A 23,911-nucleotide genomic window follows, 5' to 3' on the forward strand; every position below is an offset into this window, starting at 1 on the left:
GTCGTCCATCGGTTTCCGGCGAGGCCGACGAGCCCCTGGAGAGGCGGTCGGGCAACGTCTGCCGCTCCCTCCGGGGTGGCGCCCTCGCCGTGCGCGGCGGTGCGGGTCCGGGTGCGGCGGCGGGCGGGGCGTAGCAGCGTGGTGGTGTGAGCAGTGTGCACAGCCGGCCGGCGCGCCGGGACGCGGGGCGGCAGGGCTGGCTGCGCGGCGCACCGCCGCCCGTCTGGGCCCGGGTGCTGCCGTCGGCGCTGCTGGCGGGCGTCTGTCTGGCGGAGCTGATCAGTCCGGAGCCGCTCGACATCGGTTTCCTGCTGGGTGCGATCCCGCCGCTGGCCGTGCTGGCGCACGGTCCGGTGGCGACGGCGGTGCTCGGCGCGCTGGTGGTGGTCGTGCTGACCGTGCCCGTCTTCAACCTCGACAATCCCGGCAGTACCGACCTGCTGACGGTGTGCTTCGTCTCGGTGCTGAGTGTGCTGCTGTCGTACGTCCGTTCCCGGCGGGACGCGCAGCTGGTCACCGAGCGGGCCGTCGCGGAGGTCGCGCAGCGGGCCGTGGTGCCGCCGCTGCCGGACCGGGTCGGGCCGGTGCGGTGCGCGGGGCTGTATCGGGCCGCGCAGCGCGGGACGCTGGTCGGCGGCGACTTCTTCGACGTACGGGCGGGCCCGTACGGGGTGCGGGCGGTCATGGGCGATGTGCAGGGGCACGGGCTGTCGGCCGTGGCCACGGTCGCGTCGCTGCTGGGGGCGTTCCGGGAGGCGGTGCTGGACCAGCCGGACCCTGAGGCGGTGGCGGCCCGGCTGGATCGGAGGCTGGCGGTGGACTCGGCGGGCGACCCGCACGCCGAGCTGTTCGCGACGGCGGTGCTGCTCGACTTCTCCGCCGACGCCCGGGTCGTGCGGATCGTGGCGTGCGGGCAGGCCGGACCGCTGCTGCTGCGGGACGGCCGGGCCGTCGAGCTGGACATCGAGCCGTGCACGCCGCTCGGTCTCGGCCTGGCCGAGGCGGCCCCGCCCCGGGTCGTCTCGGTGCCCCTGCGGGCCGGTGACCGGCTCTTCCTCGCCTCCGACGGGGTGACCGAGGCCAGGGACGCGCAGGGCATCTTCTACCCCTTGGCGGAGCGGCTGCCGGGCCTCGCCGCCGAGGACCCGGTCGCGCTGGCCGAGGGAGTCTGGACCGACCTCGCCCGGCACTGCCCGGACGTACAGGACGACGTCACGATGCTCGTGCTCGCGCCGCGAGACGGGGCCTGAGGACAGCGGCCGTCGGCCGGCGATGCTTGGCGGGCCGCCGCCGACGGGGACCGTACGCGCTCTCCGGATGCACGCCGCGCTCCCGCGGGGAATGGTGATAGCGGACCCTTTTTTCAGCACCGGGGCCGCCCCAGTGATCCGGACCCTAGGAGCAGAGAACATGTCGACGTCAGAGCCCGCCGCATCCCGGCCGCCCGAGGACCGCGCCACCCCGGACCGCCTGCTCCACGCCCGCACCGGCACCGAGGTGTCGCCGGAGGACCTCGTCCTCGCCTCGGGCAAGGACATCACCCCGCGCAACATCGAGTGGGCGAAGCGCAAGCTGGCGGCGGAGGGACCCGCCGCCCTCGAGAAGCTGCTGCCCTAGAGGTCGTGTCGCACAGTCCCGTCGTCCGCCCGGACGGCGGGCCGCGCAGCGTTTGGTGCGTGCTCTCTGCGTGCCGGGCGAAGACCCTCGTACTGGACGTACTCGGGGCTTCGCCCGGTGCGGCGAGTGAGGGTCCCCCCTGCTCGAAGAGCCAGGGGGAGCGTGCCAGGCGTCGCGCGGCGGGCGGGACTGCGCGGACACGACCCGGCCGCCCCGCGGCGCCGCCCGGGCCGAATCGTCAGGGCGCGCGGAAGGCCACCGGCCCGGCGCGGATGCGTCCGGGTCCGGTGGCCTCATGCCTGCCGGTTCGATGTCCGGGCCGGCGGGCGGGTCATGACCTGCCGTCGTCCCCGGACAGCGCGCCGTCGTCCTCCACCACGTGCACGGCCGCCTCCTCGGCGCCGGCCGCTCCGCCGTCGATGCCGACGTCGGACGCGACGGTCTCCTTCGTGGTGTCGGCATGGGCGCCCTCGTCAGGGGCGACCAGACGGCCGGCGCGGGCGGCGCCCGCCTCGGGGTCCACCGGTTCGCCGTCGCTGTCGGGGGTGTCGCCCACGCCGTCCCCGGTGGGCTCGGCGGACACGTCGGGGACTTCCTGGGCCAGCCGTTCGTCGAGGCTCTCGCCCTCGTGCTGCTCGGCCGCGGTGGTGCCACGCTTGGTGACGCCCAGGGGCTTCTCCGGCGGGGAGTAGCCCTCGTCGAGTGTGTCGTCGTAGGTCCGTTCGTCGACGGCGTCCTGCAGGTCCAGCGGCGCGGCGTCCTCCTGCTCCTCGTTGGTACCGGTGGGCTGGTACACATCGTCCGCCATCGGTTCGGGGCGCATCGGTTCCGTGCCCATCACTCCTGCCTTCCTGTCCGCTGCTCGGCTCGTTCGTCTCGCCTGTCCGTCTCGCGTTTCCCGTTACGCGGGCTCTAACCTCGGCGGATGCGCCCCGGCCGGGAGGGGGCCCGAACGTCTTGCGGGCAACAGGAGCTAAAACCCGTGGCGGGGCAGGACATTACCCACCAGTCAATCTTGAAAGCTCAACCAGCGGGACTATCATCACTCGCACACACGGTGTGACCGGTTGCCGACGCGGCGGCAGCACGGTATCCGCCACCCCTTTTGTCATCGCCACCGAGCCAGGGGCCACCCATCCTTCCGTCCGGCGGCGAGCTCCACCCCCACCCCCCTACGCCGCCGGGACGGCCTGCCCGCCTCCGGTCGCGCACAAGTGAAAGCAGCGCATCCATGAGCTACAGCAGGGGCAGAGGACTGCAGGCCAATGTCCTCAGCACGTTCGACACCGTGGTGATGGCGGTCGCCGGCAGCGCACCGGCGTATTCGCTGGCCGCGACCACCGCCGTCCTGGTCGGCGCGGTGGGACTGGCGAGTCCGGCCGCCCTGCTGTACTGCGCGATACCCATGCTGGGCATCGCGCTGGCGTTCAGCTACCTCGGCCGGATCGACGTGAACGCCGGCGCCAGTTACTCGTGGGTGGGGCGCACGCTCCACCCGTTCCTGGGCTTCATCAGCGGCTGGGCGCTGGTGATCTCGGCGACGATCTTCATGGTGGCCGGGTCGCTGCCCGCCGGATCGATGACGCTCGCCCTCTTCGACGAAGGCCTCGCGGACAACACCGCGCTGTCGACTCTGGTCGGCGCGGCCTGGTTCGTCGTCATGCTGTGCGTGGTGCTCGGTGGCGCCCGGCTCACGGTCCGCGCCCAGCTGGTCATGTCCGGTGTCGAGCTGATCATCCTGGCGCTGTTCGCGATTCTGGCCCTCTTCCACACGGGCAACGCCCGCGCCTTCGACTGGTCCTGGCTCGGCTTCTCCCACTTCGACGGGATGGCCGGCTTCGCCTCGGGCGCGCTCATCGCCGCGTTCTACTACTGGGGCTGGGACGTCACCAGCAACCTCAGCGAGGAGACCCGCAACAGCCGCCGCACGACGGGCCTCGCGGGCCTGATCGGGGTGGGCGTCGTCTTCCTGCTGTTCGAGGTGTTCACCATCGCGGTGAACGTGATCCTGTCCTCGAAGCAGATCGAGGAGAACGACGCGAACGTGCTGGCGGTGCTCGGCGAGGAGATCTGGCCGGGCTGGGGCGGCAAGCTGCTCATCGTGGCGGTGATGCTTTCCACCATCGCCACGCTGGAGACGACGCTGATCCAGGTGACACGCTCGCTGTTCGCGATGGGCCGGGACCGCACGATGCCGTCGGCGCTCGGCAGGGTGCACCGCCGGTGGAACACGCCCTGGGTGGCGATCGTGGTGGTCGGGTCGGTGGCGCTGGCGATGTTCGTCGCCTCCAACGCCCTGGGATCGGTGGGCGACATCCTCTCCGACGCCATCTCGGCGATCGGCCTGCAGATCGCCGTCTACTACGGCCTCGCAGGGCTCGCGGTGGTCGTCGCGTACCGCAAGACGCTGCTGAAGTCCCCGGCCAACTTCCTCTTCGGCGGTCTGTGGCCGCTGTGCGGTGCCCTGTTCATGTTCTGGGTGTTCGTGGAGTCGCTGGGTGAGCTGAGCGGCGCCGCGATCTCGATCGGCATCGGCGGGCTCGCGGCCGGGCTGGTCCCGATGCTCTGGTACTGGAGACAGGGCAGCGACTACTACCGGCCCGCCAAGCTCGACGCCTCGCGGGCGGTCGAGACGGACTACGTCCCCGACGAACAGGACGCACACGCCCGGGTCCACGAGGGTCTGTCCACCGACTTCTGAGGGGGACTTCGATGGCACGCGGGCTCAGACGCGGATTCACTCCCGACTTCGACCCCGACTGCGGGGACACCGATCTCACCTCCGCCCGCCAGGACGTCGTGATCGGCCGCTGGCAGGGCCTGCGGGACCTGCTGGCCGGCAGCGGAACCGGCTGGGCGGCCCGTGGGCACCGGATCCGGCAGCTCGCGCAGGTGTGTGCGGGCAGTTCGACGGTGGAGTCCTGGCTCTCGGCCGATCCGCACAGCACCGACGCGCTGGTGCTGCGGGCGGCGACGGAGACGGCCCGCACCTTCAACGTGGCCATCGCGGCGGGCCGGGGCGTGCCGATCGACCAGCAGCGTGTGGACGCCGCGGTGCTGGCCTGCCTGACCGCGGCGGAGGCCTACCCGGAGGATCCGACGCCGTGGGTGTCGCTGATCTCGGTGGCGCGCCTGTACCCGACGGGAGTGCGCCGGCAGGAACTGGGGCGCTGGTGGGACGAGTTGCAGGGGCGGGACCCGTACAGCGTCGAGGGGCACCTCCAGGTGCTGCACTACTACTCGGCGCGCTGGCACGGCACGCACGGCCTGATGTACGACTTCGCCCGGGACGCGGCCGGAGTGGCGCCACCTGGCTGTCCGCTGCCGGTGCTGGTGCAGTACGCCCGGGTCGAGGAGTACCGCTTCGCTCTGGACGCGGCACAGGGCAGGCACTCCGCCGTCGGCCTCTCACAGCACTGGAGCCATGACGGCGCGGCGAGTGACCTGCGGCGGACCTGGCAGCGCTGGGTGATGGCCCGGACGGAGACCGGGATCGCGCCCGCTGAACTCCGCGACTTCAACTACCTCGCTCACGCGGCCTGTTCCGCCGGCGCCAGGGACATCGCGGGCGTCCTGCTGGGCATGCTGGGACCCCGCGCAACCCGCGCTCCCTGGTCGTACACGGGCGATGCGGAGAAGCAGATCACCAAGTGGCGCAAGGAGTTGCGGCTGGGGGCGTGAGCACCCGTCATGTCGTGTCCGCACAGTCCCGCCTGCCGCGCGACGCCTGGCGCGCCCTCTCGCCGCAGACGCCGCGCGGCCCGCCCACCGGGCGGACGACGGGACTGTGCGGACAACCTAGTGCCGCGGCAGGCAACGTTCGCCCGTGAAGGAGCGGCGTCCGGTGCGTGCTCTCGGCATGCCGGCCGGAAGCCCTCGTACGGGGGGTACTCGGGCTTTCGGCCGGTACGGCGAGAGGGCGTGCCGGGCGTCGCGACGGGGCGAACGTCGCCTTCCGCGGCACTAGGAGCCCTGCGGCCCGCTCAGGTCCCCCGACCACTTCTGCTCGATGCGTCCGGCCCTCCACACCACCAGCGCCACCGCCCAGGTGACGAAGGACGGGGCGACGACGACATAGCCGAGGACGTTGAGATCGAGTCCGGAGATCAGGTCCCGGAACGGGCCGTGCAGGTCGAGACGTGCGGCGAGGAGGCCGAGGAGTTCGACCGTTCCGATGAGCAGGGCCACGGCGACCGACAGGCCGATGGCATGGTGCTGCGGGGCGACGACCATGACGAGGGTGAACCAGCCGATCACATGCAGCGCCAGGATGACGGCCACCATCCCCCCGGCCCTGGTCCACTCCCACCGCGTCATGGAGGTGCGGACGCGGCGCCGGGCCGTGCGCTGGGCGGGGGCCGGGGCGGGGAGGGGCGGAGTGGACTCAGGGGCGGCCGTCATCGGGGGGAAGGTCTTTCTGTCGGACGGACGGCTGCGGTGACAGCCTCTCGCCATCCATCAGTACCTGCAAGTCATGTGCAGTAAAGCCCGTGACAGGTCTTGTCCATGGAACCGGAAACTCCGCCGGGCGGCGGGTGGAGCCGTCCGGTGTCAGACCTCGGCGTTCGGTCCGTCCGGCCGGGTGCGGCGATGCTCGGCCATCTCGCGGCTGAGCTCCTCCGTCTCCGCCTCGGACAGCCGCTCGAAACCGTCCTCGGTGATGACCGAGACGATCGGGTAGATGCGGCGGGTGAGGTCGGGGCCGCCGGTGGCGGAGTCGTCGTCGGCGGCGTCGTACAGCGACTGCAGGGCGGTCAGGGCCGCCTCGCGGCGGGACATGCCGGGGCGGTACAGCTTCTTCAGCGCGCCCCGGGCGTACGGCGATCCGGAGCCCTCCGCGTGGAAGCCGGACTTCTCGTAGCGGCCGCCGACGACGTCGAAGGAGAAGATGCGGCCCCGCTCCCCCTCGGGCGCCGCGAGGTCGTAACCGGCGAGCAGCGGGACGACCGCGAGACCCTGCATGGCCTGGCCCAGGTTGTTGCGGATCATCGTGGCGAGCCGGGTCGCCTTCCCGGCGAGGGTCATGGGGATGCCCTCGATCTTCTCGAAGTGCGCCAGCTCGACCTGATACAGCTTCACCATGTCCACTGCGAGCCCGACGGTGCCCGCGAAGGCCACCGCGCAGTGGTCGTCGGCCGGGTGCACCTTCTCCAGGTCACGCTGGGCGATGAGGTTGCCCATCGTCGCCCGCCGGTCGCCCGCGATGAGCACGCCGTCCCGGTAGGTGAGGGCCAGCACGGTCGTGCCGTGGGGAGCGCCCTCGGCGCGGACGCCGTCCGGGAGGACGCGCCGGGTGCTCAGCAGTTCGGGACGGTGGGCCGCCAGGAACTCCGAGAAGGAGGAGCCCGGTGTGAAGAACTCCTCCGCCAGCCTGCCCTCGTGCTCGCTCGCCGCCATGCCGTTCCCCCTCGATCGTGACCGTCAACCGACTCCTACCTGAGCCGGGCGGGCGGGAAACGCGACCCGCGGTGTCAGCGGCCCGGCGCGACGCGGACGTCCAGGTCCGAGATCCGGTGGACGGGCCAGGAACGGGCGTAGCGGGCCGGGCTGTCGCCGGCCGCCGCGAGGTGGGCGACCGGGAGACGGTCCGCGGTGCGCAGGACGCCGGCGACCGTCATGTTCTCGTTGTTCCCGGACGTCGCCCCAGAGGAGCAGCCGGTGTAGTAGGCGAGGGGGATGGCCTCGTGGCCGGTCAGCAGGCAGGGCGGGCGGACACCGAGCCGGTGCAGGGTGTCCGCGGTGCGGGCCCAGTCGCGGCGGCTCTCGGTGTTGCGGGCCACGGCACCGTCCAGCACGGCGAGCTGTGCCGCGAGATGCCCGGCCAGGGCGAGCGCGACGAGCGGGGCGGCCACCGGGCGCCACGCTCCGCCCGGGCTCCTGACCAGGTGCCACAGCGCGTCGGCGACCGGGATCGCGAGCAGCGCGTAGGCCGGCTGGAGGAAGCGCGGCGCCGCGTAGCCGATCATGAAGAGATACGGCACCGCGGCGGTGGCCGCACAGGCCAGCGGGACCAGCGTCCGCTCCAGACGCCGGGCCCGCGCCGCGACCACCAGGGCGAGTCCGGCGAGGACGGGCAGGGCGAACCACCAGACGGTGACCAGGGGGCTGGGCATCGACCCGGTGCACGGCCGGCACAGGGCCCGCCCGCCCAGGCTGCGCAGCTGGTCGTCGACGGCGATCTGCCAGCCCAGTCCGCCCTGGATCCGGGAGGCCTCCGCCAGCCGCGCCCCCAGGCCGCCGTGGTCGAGGTACGCCTCGACCACCCACGGGACGGCGCCCGCCGCGAGCCCCGCCGCGAGCACGAGGAGGAGCCGCCAATTGCGGCGCACCAGAGCGAGGACGAGCAGCGGCACGGCCACGTACACCGCGTCGGTGGGACGCATCCACGCCATGAGCGCGGCGCCGGCCGCGAGGCCCCACAGGAGAGCCGGCGAGGAACGCTCCGCCCGCACCCGCAGGAAGCAGCCGACGCTGATCAGGGCGCCGATCGCGACCCAGTAGTTGGGCATCGCCTGCGGACCGTAGAAGACAGTCATCCACAGGGAGGCGAAGAGGGCCCCGCCGACGACCAGGACGCGGGGCGGGAACAGCCCCCGCCAGGCGCGCAGGGCCAGGTAGAGGGCGAGGCCGGACAGCAGGGCCAGGTAGACGCGCAGCAGCGGGACGGACGACGACCAGGACGCGACCGGCGCGACCAGCAGCGAGACGCCGCGGGAGCGGGGGGCACTGAAGAAGGCCGCCGGGTGGTGCGAGGTGACCTGGCTGACGTAGACGATCTCGTCCCAGCCCAGGCCCAGGACGGGCCGGACGAGGACGAGTTGCGCGAGGGCGAAGACGGCCGCCAGGGCGGCGAGGGGCGGCGCGCCGCGCGCCCCGCGGGGGGTACGCGGCGCGGCCGCCCGGTCGCGTCGTCGCCTTCGTACGAGGATGGCGTTCGCGCCGTCCGGCATGTGCCGCCCCTTCCCCGATGATCGGAAATCCCGATCAAGCTAACCCGCCGGGCCGGGGTGTGCAGGGCGGAACTGGGCCGACTGCCTGACCCGCGGACGCGGGTCAGCGGGCGTGCGGGGCGCGGTGCGGGGGCTGGCTCGGTGCCGGACGGTGGGTCAGCTCGGGGATGGGCCTGCAGACGGGGGCGTCCTCGCTCACCGTCAGTTCGCTCCCGTGGTGGTGGAGGGTCAGGGGCGGGCCGGAGTTCAGGGTGTACGTGGCCCGGTCGGGGGTCACCTCCACGCGCAGGCACCGGCCGAGGAAGCCCACCGTGAAGGCGAGCCGGCGGTAGCGCCTGGGGAGGCGGGGCGCGAATCGCAGGGAGCCGTCGCTGCAGCGCATGCCGCCGAACCCGGCGACCAGCGCCATCCAGGTGCCGGCCAGCGAGGCGATGTGCAGTCCGTCGCGGGTGTTGTGCTCCAGGTCGCCGAGGTCCATCAGCGCGGCCTCTGCCGTGTAGTCGGCGGCCAGGTCGAGATGGCCGGAGCGGGCGGCCATGACGGCCTGGACACAGGCGGACAGGGAGGAGTCGCGGACGGTCAGCGGCTCGTAGTAGGCGAAGTTGCGGGCGATCTGTTCCTCGCCGAAGTACTCCTCGAAGAAGGCGCCGCAGGTGTACATCGCCAGCACCAGGTCCGCCTGCTTGACGACCTGCTTGCGGTACAGGTCGAAGTAGGGGAAGTGCAGCATCAGGGGGTACCGGTCCGGGCCGGTACGGTCGAAGTCCCAGCGCTGGTGGCGGGTGAAGCCCGCGTGCTGTTCGTGCACGCCGAGTTCGTCGTTGTAGGGGACGTTCATGGCCTCGGCGGCGGCCCGCCAGGCGGCCGTCTCCTCGTCGTCTGCGCCGATCCGCGCGGCCTCGTCGGGGTGGCGTTTGCAGGCGTCGGCCGCGGCCAGCAGGTTCGCCCGGGCCATGAGGTTGGTGTACGTGTTGTCATCGGCGATGGCGCTGTACTCGTCCGGTCCGGTGACGCCGTCTATGTGGAAGACGCCCCGGTCGTCGTGGTGGCCGAGGGAGCGCCACAGCCGGGCGGTTTCCACCAGCAACTCCACGCCGGCCTCGCGTTCGAAGGTCTCGTCGCCGGTGACGGCCACGTACCGCACGACGGCGTCGGCGATGTCGGCGCCCACGTGGAAGGCCGCCGTGCCGGCCGGCCAGTACGCGGAGCCCTCCGAGCCCTCTATGGTCCGCCACGGGAACGCGGCGCCCCGCAGACCGAGTTGGGTGGCGCGCTCCCGGGCGGCGGGCAGGGTGTCGAGGCGCCAGCGCAGGGCCTCGGCGGCGGCCTTCGGCGCGGTGTGGGTCAGCAGCGGCAGCACGAACGCCTCGGTGTCCCAGAAGGCGTGGCCGTCGTAGCCGGAGCCGGTGAGTCCCTTGGCGGGGATGGCGCGCTGTTCGGCCCGGGCACCGGCCTGGAGGACATGGAAGAGGGCGAAGCGGACGGCCTGCTGGATCTCCTCGTCGCCGTCGATCTCGACGTCGGCGCGCGCCCAGAAGTCGTCCAGGTACGCCTTCTGGTCCTCGAGGAGTCCCTGCCAGCCGCTGTGCCCGGCCGCGGCGAGGGCCGCCTCGACCTGGTCGCTCATCGCGGGCCGGGAGCGGACGCCGGACCAGCCGTGCGCGACCAGCTTCTCCACGCGCAGCCGCTCCCCCGGTTCCAGGACTGAGGTGACGGTCAGCCGCGCCACGTCCACGTTGCTCTCGCTGCTGGTGGTGGTCCGTTCGGGACCGGCGACGGTGTGGTCGGCGGCCACGGCGACCCTGAGTCCGCTCCGGCGGGTGCGGTGGACCAGCCGTAGCCTGCTGCCCTCGGCGAGGTCCTCCTCCGGCTCCAGCGGCGACTTCAGTGCCTTGGCGGCACGCGGATCGCCGTCCGGCTCGGGCAGGCTCTCGTTGGCGACGAGTTCCGACTGGACGACCACACGGGTCCGGCTGTCGACGGGTTCCACCTCGTACGCCACGGCGGCTATCGCGCGCTGGGTGAGGGACACCAGCCGCGTGGAGCGCACCCGGACGGTCGAGCCGGCCGGGCTGGTCCATTCGCAGACCCGCTCCAGCACGCCGCGCCGCAGATCGAGCGTGCGCTCATGGGTGACGAGCCGCCCGTAGCGCAGGTCGAACGGCTCGTCGTCGACCAGGAGGCGCAGCACCTTGCCGTTGGTGACGTTGATGGAGGTCTGGCCGGACTCGGGGTAGCCGTAGCCGGCCTCGGCGTACGGCAGCGGGTGCAGTTCGTGGACGCCGTTGAGGTAGGAGCCGGGCAGTCCGTGGGGTTCGCCCTCGTCGAGGTTGCCGCGCCAGCCGACGTGCCCGTTGGACAGGGCGAAGACGGACTCGCTCTGCGCCAGGACGTCGAGGTCGAGCTGCGTCTCGCGTACGGTCCAGGGCTCGACGTCGTAGGCCCGCTGTGTGATCACTGCGCGCCCCCCAGTTCGGCGAGGTCCTGCACCACGATGTCGGCGCCGTGCCGGTACAGCGCGTCGGTCTGACCGACCCGGTCGACTCCGACGACGTATCCGAACCGCCCCGCGCGGCCCGCGTCCATGCCGGCCAGGGCGTCCTCGAAGACGGCGGCCTCGGAGGGCTCGACGCCGAGGTCCTCGGCGGCGGCCAGGAACGTGTCGGGGTGCGGCTTGCCGGGCAGCTTGCGCTCGGCGGCGACGACGCCGTCGATGCGCACGTCGAAGAAGTGCTCGGCGCCGATCGAGCGGAGCACGTCGCGGCAGTTGGCGCTGGAGGAGACGATCGCGGTGCTCAGTCCGTGGGCGCGGACGGCCTCCAGATAGCGCAGGGTGCCGTCGTAGGCCTCGACGCCGTCGGTCCGGATCTTCTCGAGGACCAGCTCGTTCTTGCGGTTGCCGAGGCCGTGCACGGTCTCGGCGCCCGGGGGGTCGTCGGGGTCGCCGTCGGGCAGGTCGATGCCGCGGGAGGCGAGGAACGTGCGCACGCCGTCTGCGCGTGGCCGCCCGTCGACGTACTCGTCGTAGTCCGCCGCGTCGAACGGCCGGAAGTCCGCGCCGTCGCGCTCGCGCAGGAAGGCGTCGAACATCTCCTTCCAGGCGGCCGCGTGCACGACGGCCGTCTTGGTGACGACGCCGTCGAGGTCGAACAGACAGGCGTGGATGCTTTCGGGAAGACCGAGCTGCGTCATACAGGACCGGTTCCCCCTGCGGGGATGTTCCAGTGAGTGGCGCACGCCACACGCCGGGGGCGCGAGAGGGGCGGGACGCCCGGCGTTCGGGCCCGGCCCGGGTGACAGACTCTCCGTGTGCCGCTCACCTTCGACGATCTCCTCCACCGCGCCCGGGCCCTCCCCCGGGACGGCAACCGTGCGATCCTCGGGATCGCGGGCAGTCCCGGCGCGGGCAAGTCGACGCTCGCCGAGCACCTGGTGCGGGAGCTGAACGGCACCGGTGACCCCTGGGTCGCGCACGTCCCCATGGACGGCTTCCACCTCGCCGACGCCGAATTGGAGCGCCTCGGCCGCCGGGGCCGCAAGGGGGCACCCGACACGTTCGACGCGGCGGGGTACGCGGCCCTGCTGCGGCGACTGCGCGACGAGCCCGGCGACGACGTCGTCTACGCGCCCGGCTTCGAACGAGTCCTCGAACAGCCGATCGCGGGTGCCATCCCGGTGCACCCGAGCGCCCGACTGATCGTCACCGAGGGCAATTACCTGCTCCTGCGCACCGGTTCCTGGTCCCGCGTGCGCCCCCTCCTCGACGAGGTGTGGTTCTGCGAGCTGCCCGAGCGCGAGCGCGTCCGCCGCCTGGTCGTCCGCCACGAGCGGTTCGGCAAGACGCACGAGGAGGCGGTGGCGTGGGTGTCACGCTCGGACGAGCGCAACGCCGAGCTGGTCGCGGCGACCCGCGGGCGGGCGGACCTGCTGGTCCCGGAGCCGGCGATGCCGTGCCCGCGGGCTTGACCACCCCTCGGACGTCCCCGCCGCCCTGCCCGTGGGGGTGGTCACGGCGTGGGTCGTCCGCTCACGCGAGAGGTGCGGACCGGTGGGCGCGCAGTGCGAGGGTCAGCGTCTGCGGGCCGTGCCCACCGAGGTAGACGCGGTTCCCCGTCGTCGCGTCGGTGCCGCCGACCACGGTGTAGTCCTGTCCCGGGTCGTACCCCAGCAGGTCGCTCCGGTCCCGTCCGGCCAGCGGTTCGCCCGCCTCGACGTCGGCCTCGATCCTGATCTCGTCGTCACCGACCCGGTAGGTCACCGGCCCGGCCGTCAGGCACCAGCGCCCGTCGCCGAGCGGTGCGGCGCCCTCGGGCACGCCACCCGGGCGGAAGGTCAGTTCGAGGGCCCAGGGCACCCGTGGTCCGCTGAGGTCGATCCGCAGGTCGGCGCCGTCCTCCCGAAGGTCCACCTCGACCCGGGTGGTGTGGGAGATCTCGTCCCGGGGCCGGTCCGCGAAGGACATCGCGGCCGAGAAGCGTCCCTCGTCCGCCACGCGGTAGGAGGCGTCGTCCCGCCGCAGGTCCGGGGGCAGCGGCTGGTAGTAGGCGGCGGTGAGGGTCTCGGTCAGCCGGTAGCGGTGGTCGGCGGGCCGCTGCACCTCGGCGGCGCGGAACGGGCCCAGGTCGAAGAATCCCCGGGAGAGACGGACCGCGTCCAGGACCGCGTCGCCGGCGAACAGACGCATGAAGGTGGGATTGCAGGCGAGGCCCGAGCGGATGCGCCGGTGCTCCGGCACGTCGGAGCCGCCGTACACCACCGTGTGCGCGGTGGCCGAGGCGCGTACGGCGAGGCGCGCGGTGGTGAGGTACCGCTCGCGGGGCAGTGTCTGCGCGGCCGGGGCCGGCAGCGGCCGGCACAGGTCGGGGGTGAGGAGGGTCCCGGCGAGCAGGCCGGGGTCGTCGATGCCGCCGGCCGCCGCCAGCCGCGCGGCCCGGCTGAAGTCGCCCCGGCCGGTGCGGATCGCGAGCAGCCGGTAGTGCGGCAGGTAGGGCGCCAGCGGGAACGGCCGGTTCTGGTCCTGCCGTCGGGAGAGGACGGTCTCCACGGTGCCGTCCGGACTGATGAGGTCCAGAGTCGCGGCGAGATTGCGTTCGACGGCGTCCCGCAGGTCGGCGCGGTCGAGCACGTCGGCCAGCAGCAGCAGCGACGGGTTGGACACGTGGGCGGCGTAGTTGGCGCTCCGCTCCGAGTACAGGCCCTCCGCGTCGATGTCGACGCCCTCGGAGAGCCACTCCTCGACGCGGTCGCGGAGCCGGTCGTCGGGGAACGACCGGTGCAGCCGGGCCAGCGCCGCGCACAGCTCCCAGCGGTGGTTGGGGGTGTGTACGCCACCGGTCAGGAGACTGCCCGACGCGGCGCGGGCGATCCCGGCGAGCGCGGCCGTGACGTCGCGCAGTTCCGGGCCCGCGCCGGCGGCCAGCACGTGCGCGTCGCACACGTCGTTGACGGTGAACGCGGAGTCCGGCGGGGACTGCACGTTGTCACCGCCGGCGAACAGGCCGGTGGGCGTCTGCGCGGCGCGCAGGGCGCGCAGGTGGGTCGTCGCGGCGGCGACGGCCCGCACGCTGCCGTGCAGTGCCGAGTGCGGGGACCGGTAGGCCGCGATCAGCGTCTTCACCCGGCGTGCCAGGGTGCGGTGGGCCACGCCTGCGGGTTCCGTGTCGGGGGCGGCCGCCAGCGGGGCGGCCTCGCGGTCGGCGGCCCCGGCCGCCGCACGGAGGAACTCGTGGTCGAGCGGGGTGGGCAAGGTCAGTCCTTCAGTCCGGCGTTGATGTCGGCGCCCATGACGTAGCGCTGGAAGACCAGGAAGATGGCGATCAGGGGGATCATGGAGATGACCGATGCGCCGAGCAGTACCGACCAGTTGATGTTCTGCGCGCCGACGATGCTCTGGATGCCGATCTGCACGGTGAACTTGTTGGGGTCGTTGAGCATCAGCAGCGGCCAGATGTAGTCGTTCCAGCGCCACTGGAAGGACAGGATGGCGAGGGTCAGCATGATGGGCCGGGAGAGCGGCACCATGATCCGCAGGAAGATCGACAGTTCGCGGGCGCCGTCGATGCGCGCGGCCTCCACGAGTTCGTCGGGAACCGTCAGGAAGAACTGGCGGAACATGAAGCATCCGGTCGCGGTGAGCACGGCCGGGAGGATGATGCCGGCGAACGAGTTGTAGAGGCCGAGGTTGCGGACCACCAGGAACTCCGGGGCGAGCATGACCTCGGACGGCAGCATCGTGGTGGCCAGGATGCAGATGAAGAAGACCTTGAGCCACCTGTTGTCGTACTTGGCCAGCGCGTACCCGGTGCAGCAGCTGACACCCACCGTGAGAATCGTCGTGATCACACACACGATGGCCGTGTTGATGAAGTACTGGGAGAAGTTCGCACTGTCCCACGCGGCCTTGAATCCCGACAGGGTGGGGTTGTGCGGGACCAGCGTCAGCGGATACGAGAACAGGTCACTGGACGGCTTGAGGGAACTGAGGATGAACCACAGCACCGGCAGACCGTACAGGCACGCCAGGATCCACAGCAGTGCCGTCGCGGGCACCGCCCGCCGGAGCCCGCCGGTGGCCGCGTTGCGGGGCCGCTTCCTGGAGACGGGCTGTTCGGCATCGGCGTCGAGCGGGCGTGGCATGTCTGTGGTTGTCATCGGTTCTCCACCCGCCGGTTGACGATCAGCTGGACGATCGCGACGGCCATCAGGATGAGCATGAGCACGAACGACGCGGCACTCGCGTAGCCGATCTGGCCCCGTTTGAAGCCGGTCTCGTAGATGTACTGGACCAGCAGGTTGTTCGACGTTCCGGGTCCGCCGTTGTTGAGGGCGACGAACACCGGGTATTCCTTCATCGCGTTGATCGTGTTGAGCAGGATGACGATGAACGAGGTGGGCGCGATACTCGGCAGCGTGATGCTGATGAACTTGCGCCACGGACCGGCGCCGTCGAGCTCGGCCGCCTCGTAGTACGACACCGGGACGTTCTTGATGGCCGCGATGAACAGCAGCATCGTGAAACCAGTCCAGGCCCAGGCCGCCGCCATCACCACCACCAGCAGCGACAGGTCCGCGTTCGACTGCCAGGGAACGGCGCCGCCGCCGAGCTTCTCGATGACGTAGTTGACCAGTCCGAAGTTCTCGCCGAACAGCCACCGCCACAGGACGCCGACGACGATGGGCGACAGCAGCCACGGGATGAAGAAGATGACACGGGCGACCGACGAGCCCTTGGCGTGTTTGTTCACCACCAGGTTGGCGGCGAGCAGCGAGAGCGCGAAGTTCAGCGGGACGAAGAGGACGGTGTACAGCAGCGTCCGGCTCAGCGCGTCGTAGAACGTGGAGTCCCCGAACAGGTTCTGGTAGTTGCCCAGTCCGACCCACTGGAACACCCCCACGCCCGTGTAGTTCGTGAAGGAGTAGAGGAGCCCGATCACCGCCGGCCAGACGAAGAACAGCGCGAAGAGCACGACGTTGGCCGCGATGAGGACGAGCGGCGCAAGGGTGTACTTACTGCGTCTCCTGGGCGGGCTCGCGGACACGTCCGAGGCGCGTTTTGTCATCTTCCTGACTCCGTGCTGGTGGAAGGGATTGCAGGTGGGCTCACGCCATGAGCCCGTCCATCGCGGGGCGCGTCCAGGGCCGGGCGGCGGTGTCTCACTCCCCGCCGCCCGGCACCGCCTCCTACGATCCGCCGCCGACCTGCTGGTTGTAGCCGGCCACGATGTTCTCCAGGGCCTTGTCGGGCGACTGCTGGCCGTTGATCGCCTTGCCGAGCTCCGTCTTGGTCGGGTCCTCGGTGAGGCTCTTGCCCTTCAGCACCCACTGCGTCTGCGCGCCGTTGAAGTAGCCGGAGATCGGGGCGTAGAGCGGGATCGACTCGTTGTACAGCTTGAACGCCGCCTGCGCCGCCTCGGAGGTGAAGGGGTACTTCGGGTTCAGGCCGTTCTCGACCGGCAGGAACCCGGAGGCCTCGCACAGCACGCGGTAGTTGTCCGGCTCGTAGATCCAGGACAGGAACTTCTGGGCGGCGGTGGCCGCGTCACCGTTGTTGTTGAAGCCGACCATCATGCCGCCGCTGTTGACGTCGCTGGCCTGCACCGGCTGTGCGGGAGTGGGGACGCTGGCCCAGTCGAACTTCTTGATGCTCTCGGAGAAGGCGGCGACCTGCCACACGCCGGACCAGTAGGCGACGACGTCACCGCTCTGGAACATGGCGGACGGGTCGGCGCCGCTGGTCCACACCGACTTCGGCATGGTCTTGTTGTCGTTCCACCCGACGAAGGTGTTCACGGCCTTCTTGGTCGCCGCGTCCACCGAGAACGTGCCGGAGGAGTCGGCGTGGACGTACTTCCCGCCCATCTCGTACACCATGGCGCGCAGCCGGGACGGCGACTGGTCGAAGGTCAGGGAGTACTTGGCGCCGGTCTTCTCGCGGACCTTGTTCGCCGCCTCGATGAACTCGGTCCAGGTCCAGGTCTTCTGCGGCGAGGTCGGGAAGGAGACGCCGGCCTTCTTGAACAGCGTCTTGTTGATGAACATGCCCGACGCGGTGACGTCCGAGGGGATGGACAGCACCTTCCCGGACGAGTCCTTGGCGAGGAAGTTGGCGTTGATCTTGTTGCTCTTCTTGTTGGCGATGGAGCTGAGGTCGATCAGCTTGCTCGACCAGATCGGGTCCAGCGCCGGCACGGCCGCCACATCGGGCAGGGAGTTCGCCTGGGCGGCGTTGTGCAGCTTCGTCGGGTACCCGTCGTAGGGGATGTTGACGAGCTTGACGGTGACACCGGTGTCCTTCTTGTACTGCGACACCATCTTCTTCCAGCCCGCGTCCTGCCCCGGAACCGTGGAGATCCAGAACGTCAGCGACGTGGAGGTCCCGCCCGAGTCGGACCCCGAGCCGCAGGCGGAGAGCAGAAGAGCACCTGCCGTGGCCACGGCAGCGAGGGGAACAACGCGGCGTATACCACCGCGGCCGAGTCGGCGGGAGCGCCGCACACCCACACTGATCATCTTCGATCCCTTTTCTTCGTAGCGGAAGAAGCACGGCGCCAGCCGAGGCGGCACGGGTGCGTTTTGCAGGAATTTCGCTTTCCGGGGGCACGGCCTCGCCCGGCCGCGTCGCCTTGACGGGTGGTGTCCCCGGCCATGCCGGCCGGCGTCGCACAAGCACGCCCTCGTGCGTCTGCCGTACTTCGCGTACGGGCGGGAGGCTCACCCGGAGTCGGCGTCCCGGCCGACTCAGAAAGCGCTTGTCCGGACATTGGCAGATCGAGTTGGAAGCCGTCAATCCTTCGTCCCCGCGACCTGGGTCACGGTTTGGACTCCTCGGGAAACCGCCAGTCGGGCGGCACCCACGACGGTGCCGAGATCGCCGACCGTGCTGCTGACGACTTCGGTGGGCCAGCTCAGCCGGGCGAGCTCGGCCCGGACCCCGGGCAGGAGCCGTGGGTACGCGCCGGTGCTGCCGCCCAGCACGACCAGTCCCGGGTCCAGTACGGCGGTCACGGCGGCGGCCAGCCGGCCCACGTCCACGGCATGGCGGTCGACGACGGCACGGGCGGCGGCACGGCCCTGTTCGGCGAGGGCGAAGAGCTCCTCGGCGGTGGCCGGGCACGGCCCGTCGCCGTCCGGCCAGGCCCGGGCCGCGCGTCGCAGCAGGGAGTGCGCGCCGATGTACTCCTCCAGGGCTTCATGGCGGGGCTCCCGGCCGTCGTCCCACGGGTAGGGCAGCCGGGCCAGCTCACCTGCGGCACCGTTCGCTCCGCGCAGCACCTGGCCGCCGACGACGATGCCGAGGCCGATGCCGACGCCGATGCGCAGGTAGCCGAAGGTGTTCCGGCCCCGGGCGGCCCCTTCGTGCAGTTCGGCGAGGGCGGCGCAGTTGACGTTGTTCTCGAGGTGGACGGGGACGCCCGGCGGGAGCGCGACGGCCACGGCGTCGAAGACGGGACCGGCCTTGGCGGTCGCCGGACGTACACCGGCACCCTCCGCACGCGGCGCGGTGACGTCACCGACGGCGACGACGATGGTCCGCAGCGGGGCGTCGGCGGGCAGCGCGTCGAGCGCCTCGCGCACGACGTCGGCGGCGTCCGCCCGGGAGCCGGCGGCGTCGGCGAGCAGCGTGCCGTCCAGGGCGCAGCCCCGGACCCGGGTGACGTCGGGGCCGAGGTCGACGGCGAGCACGGCCCCCGCGGCCGGCCCGAGGCGGTAGACGGCGGCGTTGCGTCCCGTGCCGCTGGAGGCCGTGCCGGAGTGGGCGGCGAGCCCGGCGCCCTCCAGTTCCGCGACGGCCGAGGACACCGTCGGCTTGGACAGGCCCGCAAGGCTCGCGAGCTGCGGCCGGGTCGCCCGGCCGGCGTCGGCCAGGACGGCGAACACCGCGCCGGCGCTCTCGGTCAGACGGGGGCCTCTTGCCACGTCAGGTTCCAACAGTTCCCCCAACGGGTGACGGGCCGCACTCCCGGATCGATCGTCTCGGATCGTCTCGGGTCGTCTCCACGGGAGGCGGCGAAGGGATTGCTCTTGACGCACTGTACTTCGTTAGTTAACTTCCTAACGAACATCACGGTACTCGCCTGCCGTGCTCCGCCAGAAGCCCGTCCCGGGGCTTCCCTGTTTCTCCAACTGCCCCTCATCCAGGCACGGTTCGCCCGCCGTCGCAGCACAGCGCAACGACGAAAGAGGTTCCGTGCAGGACTTCGCGCCCCTTGTGGTCGGCATCGACGTGGGCGGCACCAAGACGCATCTGCGCGCGCTCGCGGGCGACGCCCCCGTGGCCGACCAGGTCCGTGCGAGCGCCGGCTGGCGGCCGCACGACCCGGCGGCCGCCGCCCGGTGGCTGACCTCGCTGGTCACCGACGCGCTCCCGGCGGGCGCCCGCCCCTTTGCCATGGCCGTCGGCGGGCATGCCTGTGAGACCCCCCGCCAGTGCGAGCTGATACGCGCCGCGCTCCGGCAGCACTTCGACGCGCCCGCCCTGGTGGTGGGCGACGCGCAGCTCCTCGTCCCCGCGGCCGGACTGGACAAGGGCGTCGGCCTGGTCGCCGGCACCGGCTCGGTGGCGGTGGGGCGGCTGCCCGACGGCACCGCCGTCCAGGTGGGCGGCTGGGGCGCGGTCCTCGGCGACGAGGGCGGCGCCGCCGGTCTCGTCCGGGAGGCGGCACGGGCCGTATGGGCCGCCCACGACCGCGGGGAACGGCCCGACGCGCTCGCGCTCGGGCTCATCACCTCGCTCGACGTGCCCGAAGTGCCCGCGCTCGGCGCGGCCCTGGAGCGGGCCACGGATGTCTCCGCCGAGTGGGGCCGGCACGCTCCCGTCGTCTTCGCGGCAGCCTCCGCGGGCTCCGCGCTCGCCCGGACCGTGATCGACGAGGCCGCAGGAGCGCTGGCCATGCTGGTCTACCGGCTCGCCGCCCGCGGGGCCGCCGTCGACGATGTGGTCGTCGCGGGCGGAACGGTACTGTCCCAGCCCGGTCTGTACGACGCCTTCATCACCGCCCTGGCCGAAACGGTGCCCACGGCCCGTGCCAGGAGCCTGGAGGTGCCACCGGTCGAGGGCGCGGTGGCGCTGGCCCGGTCGCTCCTGTGAGGCGGGGCCGCGCGTTCACCAGCGGTACGGGTCCCGGCCCCATACCCCTCGTCGAGGGGACGGCATCCGGCCTTCGCATCACTCAAGATCGCACGACTTCCCCGGCCACGTCGCCGCAGAACTGAAGAGAGGCACGTCCATGCCGTCATCCGCCGGGCACCACTCCCCCACCCTGAACCGCAGGGGGTTCCTCAGAACGTCGCTGGGCGGCTCGGCCGCCCTGGTCGCCGCGCCGGCCTTCGTCGGGTGGCTGGGCGCCGCGGACGCCAAGGCCGCCACCGCCCCCGCCGCGTTCGTCGACGACTACAAGACCAACCTCCTGACGAACCGGACCCCCGAGACCAACGCGGTCGTCCGGGCTCTGGGGGGCTTCGCCGAGATGTGGAAGACCGGCGACTGGAACACCGGCGCACCGCTCATGCCGGAGATCCTGCGCGCCAACGTGCGCTACTGCGAGCGGATCACCGCCGAGCGCACCGACGCGGAGGCCGAGCGGGCCTTCGTCATCGACCGCCAGCACCAGAGCTACTCGATGATCGACGGCCTCGGACCGCTCGCCGCGCTGTACAAGTCGGGTGCCAAGGCGGTCACGTCGATCACCGGCGCCCCGGAGGGCACACCGCCGGCCAAGGTGAACGACGCGGTGCCCGCCGACGCCCCGGCCGGTTCCGCGCTGGGCGCGGGCTCCTACGACTCCGAACTCGGCCAGGTGGCGCGGCTGGTGGACACCCTGCGGGGCAACTGGGCCTCCGGCAACCCGGCCAAGTTCGCCTACCAGTACCCGCGCCCGTGGCGGATGAACGAGGACAGCGAGGTCGTCGACACCGGACGGACGGACGAGTTCGGCTTCCCGGTGTACGAGTCGAAGGTCGTCGTCGCCCCGCAGCTGCTGCGCCAGCGCGGCGACAAGCCCGCCGACGACGGTGGTTTCCCCAGTGGCCACACCAACGCCCTGCACCTGGCGTCGCTGGCCTACGCGTACGCGGTGCCGGAGCGTTTCCAGGAGCTGGTGACGCGCGCCCTGGAGCTCGCCCACACCCGGATCGTCGCCGGCATGCACTCCCCCGTCGACGTGCTCGGCGGCCGGATCATGGCCACCGCCCTGGCCGCCGCGACTCTCGCGGACCCGGCGAACGCCGGCCTCAAGGCAGCCGCCCGCGCACAGGCCCTGGCCTATTTCACGGAGAGGACCGGCACCACGCCCGACTCCCTGTACGCGTACGCGCACTCGGCGGGCACCGGCACCGACCCCTACGCCGACCGGGACGCCAACGCCCGTGCGGTCCGGCCCCGGCTGACGTACGTCCTGCCCCGCCGCGGCCGCAGGGACCCGCTCACGGTGCCGAAGGGCGCGGAGGTGCTGCTGGAGACGCGGCTGCCGTACCTGACCGCCGAACAGCGGCGGGAGGTGCTGCGGACGACCGCGCTGCCCTCCGGGTACGTCCTGCTGGACGGCTTCGAGCAGTGGGGCCGGCTGAACCTGTTCGCCGCGGCCGACGGCTACGGGGCCTTCGAGCGGGACGTCACCGTGACGCAGGACGCGACGGCCGGGGGCTTCCACGCGGCCGACAGCTGGCGCAACGACATCGACGGCTGCGGCGCTCTGACCAAGCGCGGTTCGGGCACGCTCACCCTGACGGGCCACAACCGCTACCACGGCGGGACCACCCTGGAGGCCGGAACGCTGGTGGCCGCGTCGCCGCGCGCTCTGGGCGAGGGCGACGTCCACGTCACGGGCGGCACGCTCCGCGTGGACCCGGTGCTGCGGGTGAGCGGCTCGTACGTCCAGGAGGGCGAGTCGACGCTGGAGCTGACGCTGCGCAAGGACCACGGCCCGGCCCTGTCGGTGAGCGGGCGGGTTCTGCTGGGCCGGGGCAGTGTGCTGTCGCTGCGCCTCGGCACCGGGCGGCCGCCGGTCGTGGGGACGACCGTTCCCGTCCTGGCGGCTTCTCGGCTGCGCGGCCGGTTCGACCGAGTCGAGCTGGATTCGGAGACGCTGCGGGCCGTGCCCCTGCACACGGCTGACGGTCTGTCGGTGCGGCTCGTGCGGCGGTAGCGCTTACTTCGGCGGGGGCTGATGCAGAGTGGGTCCATGTGGGACCTCCGGATCGCTCCCGCCGTTCCGCGGCCCGTGTCGCCGTCGCGCCCGGCACGGGCCGACGCCACGCCCCGCCCGGGCAGACGCCGGCCGGTGCTCCTCCTGGTGGTGGTGCTGCTCGCGCAGATGGCGTTCGCGATGGTCACGACCGCCGTGCAGCAGACCCCGACGATCGACGAACCGGTGTACGTGGGGGCGGCCGCGGAGTACGTGCACGAGCACCGGCTGCGGCACAACCCGGAGCATCCGCCGCTCGGCAAGCTGGTCATCGGCGCGGGGGTCGCCCTCGCGGATCCGCACATCGACCCGCGCTTCACCGGGGACCAGGGGCGGTTGGGCCGGCATCTGCTGTACGGGTCGGGCAACGACACCTGGCGGCTGATGCTGTGGGCCCGCCTTCCGGTGATCGCGCTGACCCTGTCGTTCGGGCTGGTGGTCTTCGCCTTCGCCCGTGAACTGGCCGGGACCGGCGCGGGGCTGGCCGCACTCGCGCTGTACTGCTTCTCCCCCGACGTCATCGCCCACGGCTCGCTCGCCACGCTGGACGTGCCGTCCGCCGGGTTCGTGCTGACTGCGGCGTGGCTGGTGTGGCGGGCGCGCCGTGCGCCACGGCTGTACGTGCCGCTCGCGGGGACGGCGCTCGGCGCGGCCCTGGCCACGAAGATGAGCGTGCTGCCCGCCGTGCCGGTGCTGATGGTGCTGGCCGCCGTGTCCGTCCTGCGGTCGCCGGGAGGCAGCCGGCGCAGAGCGGCCGCGGCTGCGGGCGGGGTCGTCCTGGTCGCGGTGGCCGTCGTGTGGGTCACGTATCTGGTGGTCGATCCGCGGTTGCGCTGGGCCCCGGAGCAGCACGTGCCGGTGGTGCACGGGCTGCGGGGGCTGCTGGTGGAGGCGATGCCGTTCCCGGAGGCCTACCGGGACGGGATGCGGGTGCAGTTCGGGCTGGAGAACCGGCCGTGGCAGGGGTTCCTCTTCGGGCGGCTGTACGACGGCTCGCGGTGGTACTACCTGCCGGCCGCGCTGCTCGTGAAGACGCCGCTGGGGATGCTCGCCTCGTGGGCCGGGGGCGCCGCGGCCGTCGTAGCGGTCCGGCGGCTGCGCCCTGCCGCACCGTATGTGCTGGCCGTTCCCCTGGTGCTGCTGGTGGCGGCCATGCAGGGAGCACGGAACTTCGGCACCCGGTACGCCCTCGTCCTGCCGCTGTTCCTGGCGGTGGCCGCGGGGTGCGTGCTCGTGGTGCGGTCGCGGTGGGTGTCCTCGGGGGTGGCGGTACTGGTCGTGTTCGTCGCGCTGAGTTCGGTGCGGGCGTACCCCTACTATCTGCCGTATTCCAACGAGGCGTTCGGGGGGCCGGACAGGACCCGGGAGTGGCTGCACGACTCGAACGTGGACTGGGGACAGGACCTCGGGCGGCTCGCGCAGCGGCTGCGGGAGCGGTATCCGGGTGAGCGGGTGTGGCTCGTGTACAAGGGCGGCGGGGTGCCCTCCTCCTACGGCATCGAGGCGTCGGATCCACGGCGGGTGCCGGTCCGTGAGGTGCGGGGGCTGCTGGCCGTGTCGGACTCGGCGGCCGCGAAGGCCACGGGGCGGCTGGCCGAGTTGATCGGCGGCAGCCGCCCCGTCGACGACGTGGGGCACTCGATCACGCTGTACCGCCGCTGA

Annotated in this window: 19 protein-coding genes; 8 read left to right on the forward strand and 11 right to left on the reverse strand. The window is 72.2% G+C overall.

The window, feature by feature from the left end; all coding sequences use genetic code 11:
• The first annotated feature begins 146 nt into the window (after positions 1-146).
• Positions 147-1,250: a PP2C family protein-serine/threonine phosphatase gene (locus AB0937_RS14325; protein ID WP_366711788.1), complete on the forward strand. Its 1,104-nt coding sequence runs from the start codon at positions 147-149 to the stop codon at positions 1,248-1,250.
• Between the two features lie 160 nt (positions 1,251-1,410).
• Positions 1,411-1,617 (forward strand): hypothetical protein, encoded by a 207-nt coding sequence (locus AB0937_RS14330; RefSeq protein ID WP_366711790.1) that lies wholly within the window; start codon positions 1,411-1,413, stop codon positions 1,615-1,617.
• A gap of 331 nt (positions 1,618-1,948) precedes the next feature.
• On the opposite strand, the gene AB0937_RS14335 is transcribed toward AB0937_RS14330, so the two are convergent.
• Positions 1,949-2,440 (reverse strand): DUF5709 domain-containing protein, encoded by a 492-nt coding sequence (locus tag AB0937_RS14335; protein ID WP_366711871.1) that lies wholly within the window; start codon positions 2,438-2,440, stop codon positions 1,949-1,951.
• Between the two features lie 408 nt (positions 2,441-2,848).
• On the opposite strand from AB0937_RS14335, the gene AB0937_RS14340 reads away from it, so the two are divergent.
• Together AB0937_RS14340 and AB0937_RS14345 are read left to right on the forward strand one after the other, a co-directional pair.
• Positions 2,849-4,318: an APC family permease gene (locus AB0937_RS14340; protein WP_366711792.1), complete on the forward strand. Its 1,470-nt coding sequence runs from the start codon at positions 2,849-2,851 to the stop codon at positions 4,316-4,318.
• 11 nt (positions 4,319-4,329) lie between these two features.
• Positions 4,330-5,298, forward strand: a complete 969-nt coding sequence (locus AB0937_RS14345) for a hypothetical protein (protein ID WP_366711793.1) — start codon at positions 4,330-4,332, stop codon at positions 5,296-5,298.
• A 282-nt stretch (positions 5,299-5,580) separates the two neighbouring features.
• Here AB0937_RS14345 and AB0937_RS14350 read toward each other — a convergent pair whose 3' ends face one another.
• The 5 genes from AB0937_RS14350 to AB0937_RS14370 all read right to left on the reverse strand — a co-directional run bounded on the left by AB0937_RS14350 (position 5,581) and on the right by AB0937_RS14370 (position 11,759).
• Complete coding sequence (locus AB0937_RS14350) at positions 5,581-6,018, reverse strand: hypothetical protein (protein ID WP_366711794.1); 438 nt, start codon at positions 6,016-6,018, stop codon at positions 5,581-5,583.
• 150 nt (positions 6,019-6,168) lie between these two features.
• Positions 6,169-7,014, reverse strand: coding sequence for a proteasome subunit beta (gene prcB, locus AB0937_RS14355; protein ID WP_366711795.1), 846 nt, complete (start codon positions 7,012-7,014; stop codon positions 6,169-6,171).
• Between the two features lie 74 nt (positions 7,015-7,088).
• A complete protein-coding gene (locus AB0937_RS14360; RefSeq protein ID WP_366711797.1) occupies positions 7,089-8,567 on the reverse strand; it encodes a hypothetical protein in 1,479 nt (492 codons plus the stop codon).
• Between the two features lie 103 nt (positions 8,568-8,670).
• Complete coding sequence (locus tag AB0937_RS14365) at positions 8,671-11,025, reverse strand: glycosyl hydrolase family 65 protein (protein ID WP_366711798.1); 2,355 nt, start codon at positions 11,023-11,025, stop codon at positions 8,671-8,673.
• A complete protein-coding gene (locus tag AB0937_RS14370; protein WP_366711800.1) occupies positions 11,022-11,759 on the reverse strand; it encodes a beta-phosphoglucomutase family hydrolase in 738 nt (245 codons plus the stop codon). The genes AB0937_RS14365 and AB0937_RS14370 overlap by 4 nt, the downstream gene beginning before the upstream one ends.
• Before the next feature lie 117 nt (positions 11,760-11,876).
• On the opposite strand from AB0937_RS14370, the gene AB0937_RS14375 reads away from it, so the two are divergent.
• Positions 11,877-12,533, forward strand: a complete 657-nt coding sequence (locus tag AB0937_RS14375; protein ID WP_366711801.1) for a nucleoside/nucleotide kinase family protein — start codon at positions 11,877-11,879, stop codon at positions 12,531-12,533.
• Between the two features lie 61 nt (positions 12,534-12,594).
• Here AB0937_RS14375 and AB0937_RS14380 read toward each other — a convergent pair whose 3' ends face one another.
• The 5 genes from AB0937_RS14380 to AB0937_RS14400 all read right to left on the reverse strand — a co-directional run bounded on the left by AB0937_RS14380 (position 12,595) and on the right by AB0937_RS14400 (position 18,983).
• The gene (locus tag AB0937_RS14380; RefSeq protein WP_366711803.1) at positions 12,595-14,313 is read right to left on the reverse strand and encodes a hypothetical protein; all 1,719 of its coding nucleotides are present in this window, start codon (positions 14,311-14,313) and stop codon (positions 12,595-12,597) included.
• A 2-nt stretch (positions 14,314-14,315) separates the two neighbouring features.
• Positions 14,316-15,218: a carbohydrate ABC transporter permease gene (locus AB0937_RS14385; RefSeq protein ID WP_366711805.1), complete on the reverse strand. Its 903-nt coding sequence runs from the start codon at positions 15,216-15,218 to the stop codon at positions 14,316-14,318.
• Positions 15,215-16,126 (reverse strand): sugar ABC transporter permease, encoded by a 912-nt coding sequence (locus tag AB0937_RS14390; protein ID WP_366711806.1) that lies wholly within the window; start codon positions 16,124-16,126, stop codon positions 15,215-15,217. The genes AB0937_RS14385 and AB0937_RS14390 overlap by 4 nt, the downstream gene beginning before the upstream one ends.
• Positions 16,127-16,247: 121 nt before the next feature.
• Positions 16,248-17,576: an extracellular solute-binding protein gene (locus AB0937_RS14395; RefSeq protein ID WP_366711808.1), complete on the reverse strand. Its 1,329-nt coding sequence runs from the start codon at positions 17,574-17,576 to the stop codon at positions 16,248-16,250.
• 273 nt (positions 17,577-17,849) lie between these two features.
• Complete coding sequence (locus AB0937_RS14400; protein ID WP_366711810.1) at positions 17,850-18,983, reverse strand: ROK family transcriptional regulator; 1,134 nt, start codon at positions 18,981-18,983, stop codon at positions 17,850-17,852.
• Positions 18,984-19,254: 271 nt separating this feature from the next.
• Here AB0937_RS14400 and AB0937_RS14405 point away from each other — a divergent pair, with 271 nt between their 5' ends.
• The 3 genes from AB0937_RS14405 to AB0937_RS14415 all read left to right on the forward strand — a co-directional run bounded on the left by AB0937_RS14405 (position 19,255) and on the right by AB0937_RS14415 (position 23,911).
• A complete protein-coding gene (locus AB0937_RS14405; RefSeq protein ID WP_366711812.1) occupies positions 19,255-20,154 on the forward strand; it encodes a BadF/BadG/BcrA/BcrD ATPase family protein in 900 nt (299 codons plus the stop codon).
• Between the two features lie 139 nt (positions 20,155-20,293).
• The gene (locus tag AB0937_RS14410) at positions 20,294-22,210 is read left to right on the forward strand and encodes a phosphatase PAP2 family protein (protein WP_366711813.1); all 1,917 of its coding nucleotides are present in this window, start codon (positions 20,294-20,296) and stop codon (positions 22,208-22,210) included.
• Between the two features lie 168 nt (positions 22,211-22,378).
• Complete coding sequence (locus tag AB0937_RS14415) at positions 22,379-23,911, forward strand: phospholipid carrier-dependent glycosyltransferase (protein WP_366711872.1); 1,533 nt, start codon at positions 22,379-22,381, stop codon at positions 23,909-23,911.

The organism is Streptomyces sp. NPDC047880 (assembly GCF_040706515.1).
In the GTDB taxonomy this organism is placed as follows: domain Bacteria; phylum Actinomycetota; class Actinomycetes; order Streptomycetales; family Streptomycetaceae; genus Streptomyces.

Bases quoted from the DNA above. Each gene is read 5' to 3' on its own strand.
- AB0937_RS14330 (WP_366711790.1), top strand. From the start codon at position 1,411: ATGTCGACGTCAGAGCCCGCCGCATCCCGGCCGCCCGAGGACCGCGCC.
- AB0937_RS14335 (WP_366711871.1), bottom strand. From the start codon at position 2,440: ATGCGCCCCGAACCGATGGCGGACGATGTGTACCAGCCCACCGGTACC.
- AB0937_RS14340 (WP_366711792.1), top strand. From the start codon at position 2,849: ATGAGCTACAGCAGGGGCAGAGGACTGCAGGCCAATGTCCTCAGCACG.
- AB0937_RS14345 (WP_366711793.1), top strand. From the start codon at position 4,330: ATGGCACGCGGGCTCAGACGCGGATTCACTCCCGACTTCGACCCCGAC.
- AB0937_RS14350 (WP_366711794.1), bottom strand. From the start codon at position 6,018: ATGACGGCCGCCCCTGAGTCCACTCCGCCCCTCCCCGCCCCGGCCCCC.
- prcB (WP_366711795.1), bottom strand. From the start codon at position 7,014: ATGGCGGCGAGCGAGCACGAGGGCAGGCTGGCGGAGGAGTTCTTCACA.
- AB0937_RS14360 (WP_366711797.1), bottom strand. From the start codon at position 8,567: ATGCCGGACGGCGCGAACGCCATCCTCGTACGAAGGCGACGACGCGAC.
- AB0937_RS14370 (WP_366711800.1), bottom strand. From the start codon at position 11,759: ATGACGCAGCTCGGTCTTCCCGAAAGCATCCACGCCTGTCTGTTCGAC.
- AB0937_RS14385 (WP_366711805.1), bottom strand. From the start codon at position 15,218: ATGACAACCACAGACATGCCACGCCCGCTCGACGCCGATGCCGAACAG.
- AB0937_RS14390 (WP_366711806.1), bottom strand. From the start codon at position 16,126: ATGACAAAACGCGCCTCGGACGTGTCCGCGAGCCCGCCCAGGAGACGC.
- AB0937_RS14395 (WP_366711808.1), bottom strand. From the start codon at position 17,576: ATGATCAGTGTGGGTGTGCGGCGCTCCCGCCGACTCGGCCGCGGTGGT.
- AB0937_RS14410 (WP_366711813.1), top strand. From the start codon at position 20,294: ATGCCGTCATCCGCCGGGCACCACTCCCCCACCCTGAACCGCAGGGGG.
- AB0937_RS14415 (WP_366711872.1), top strand. From the start codon at position 22,379: ATGGCGTTCGCGATGGTCACGACCGCCGTGCAGCAGACCCCGACGATC.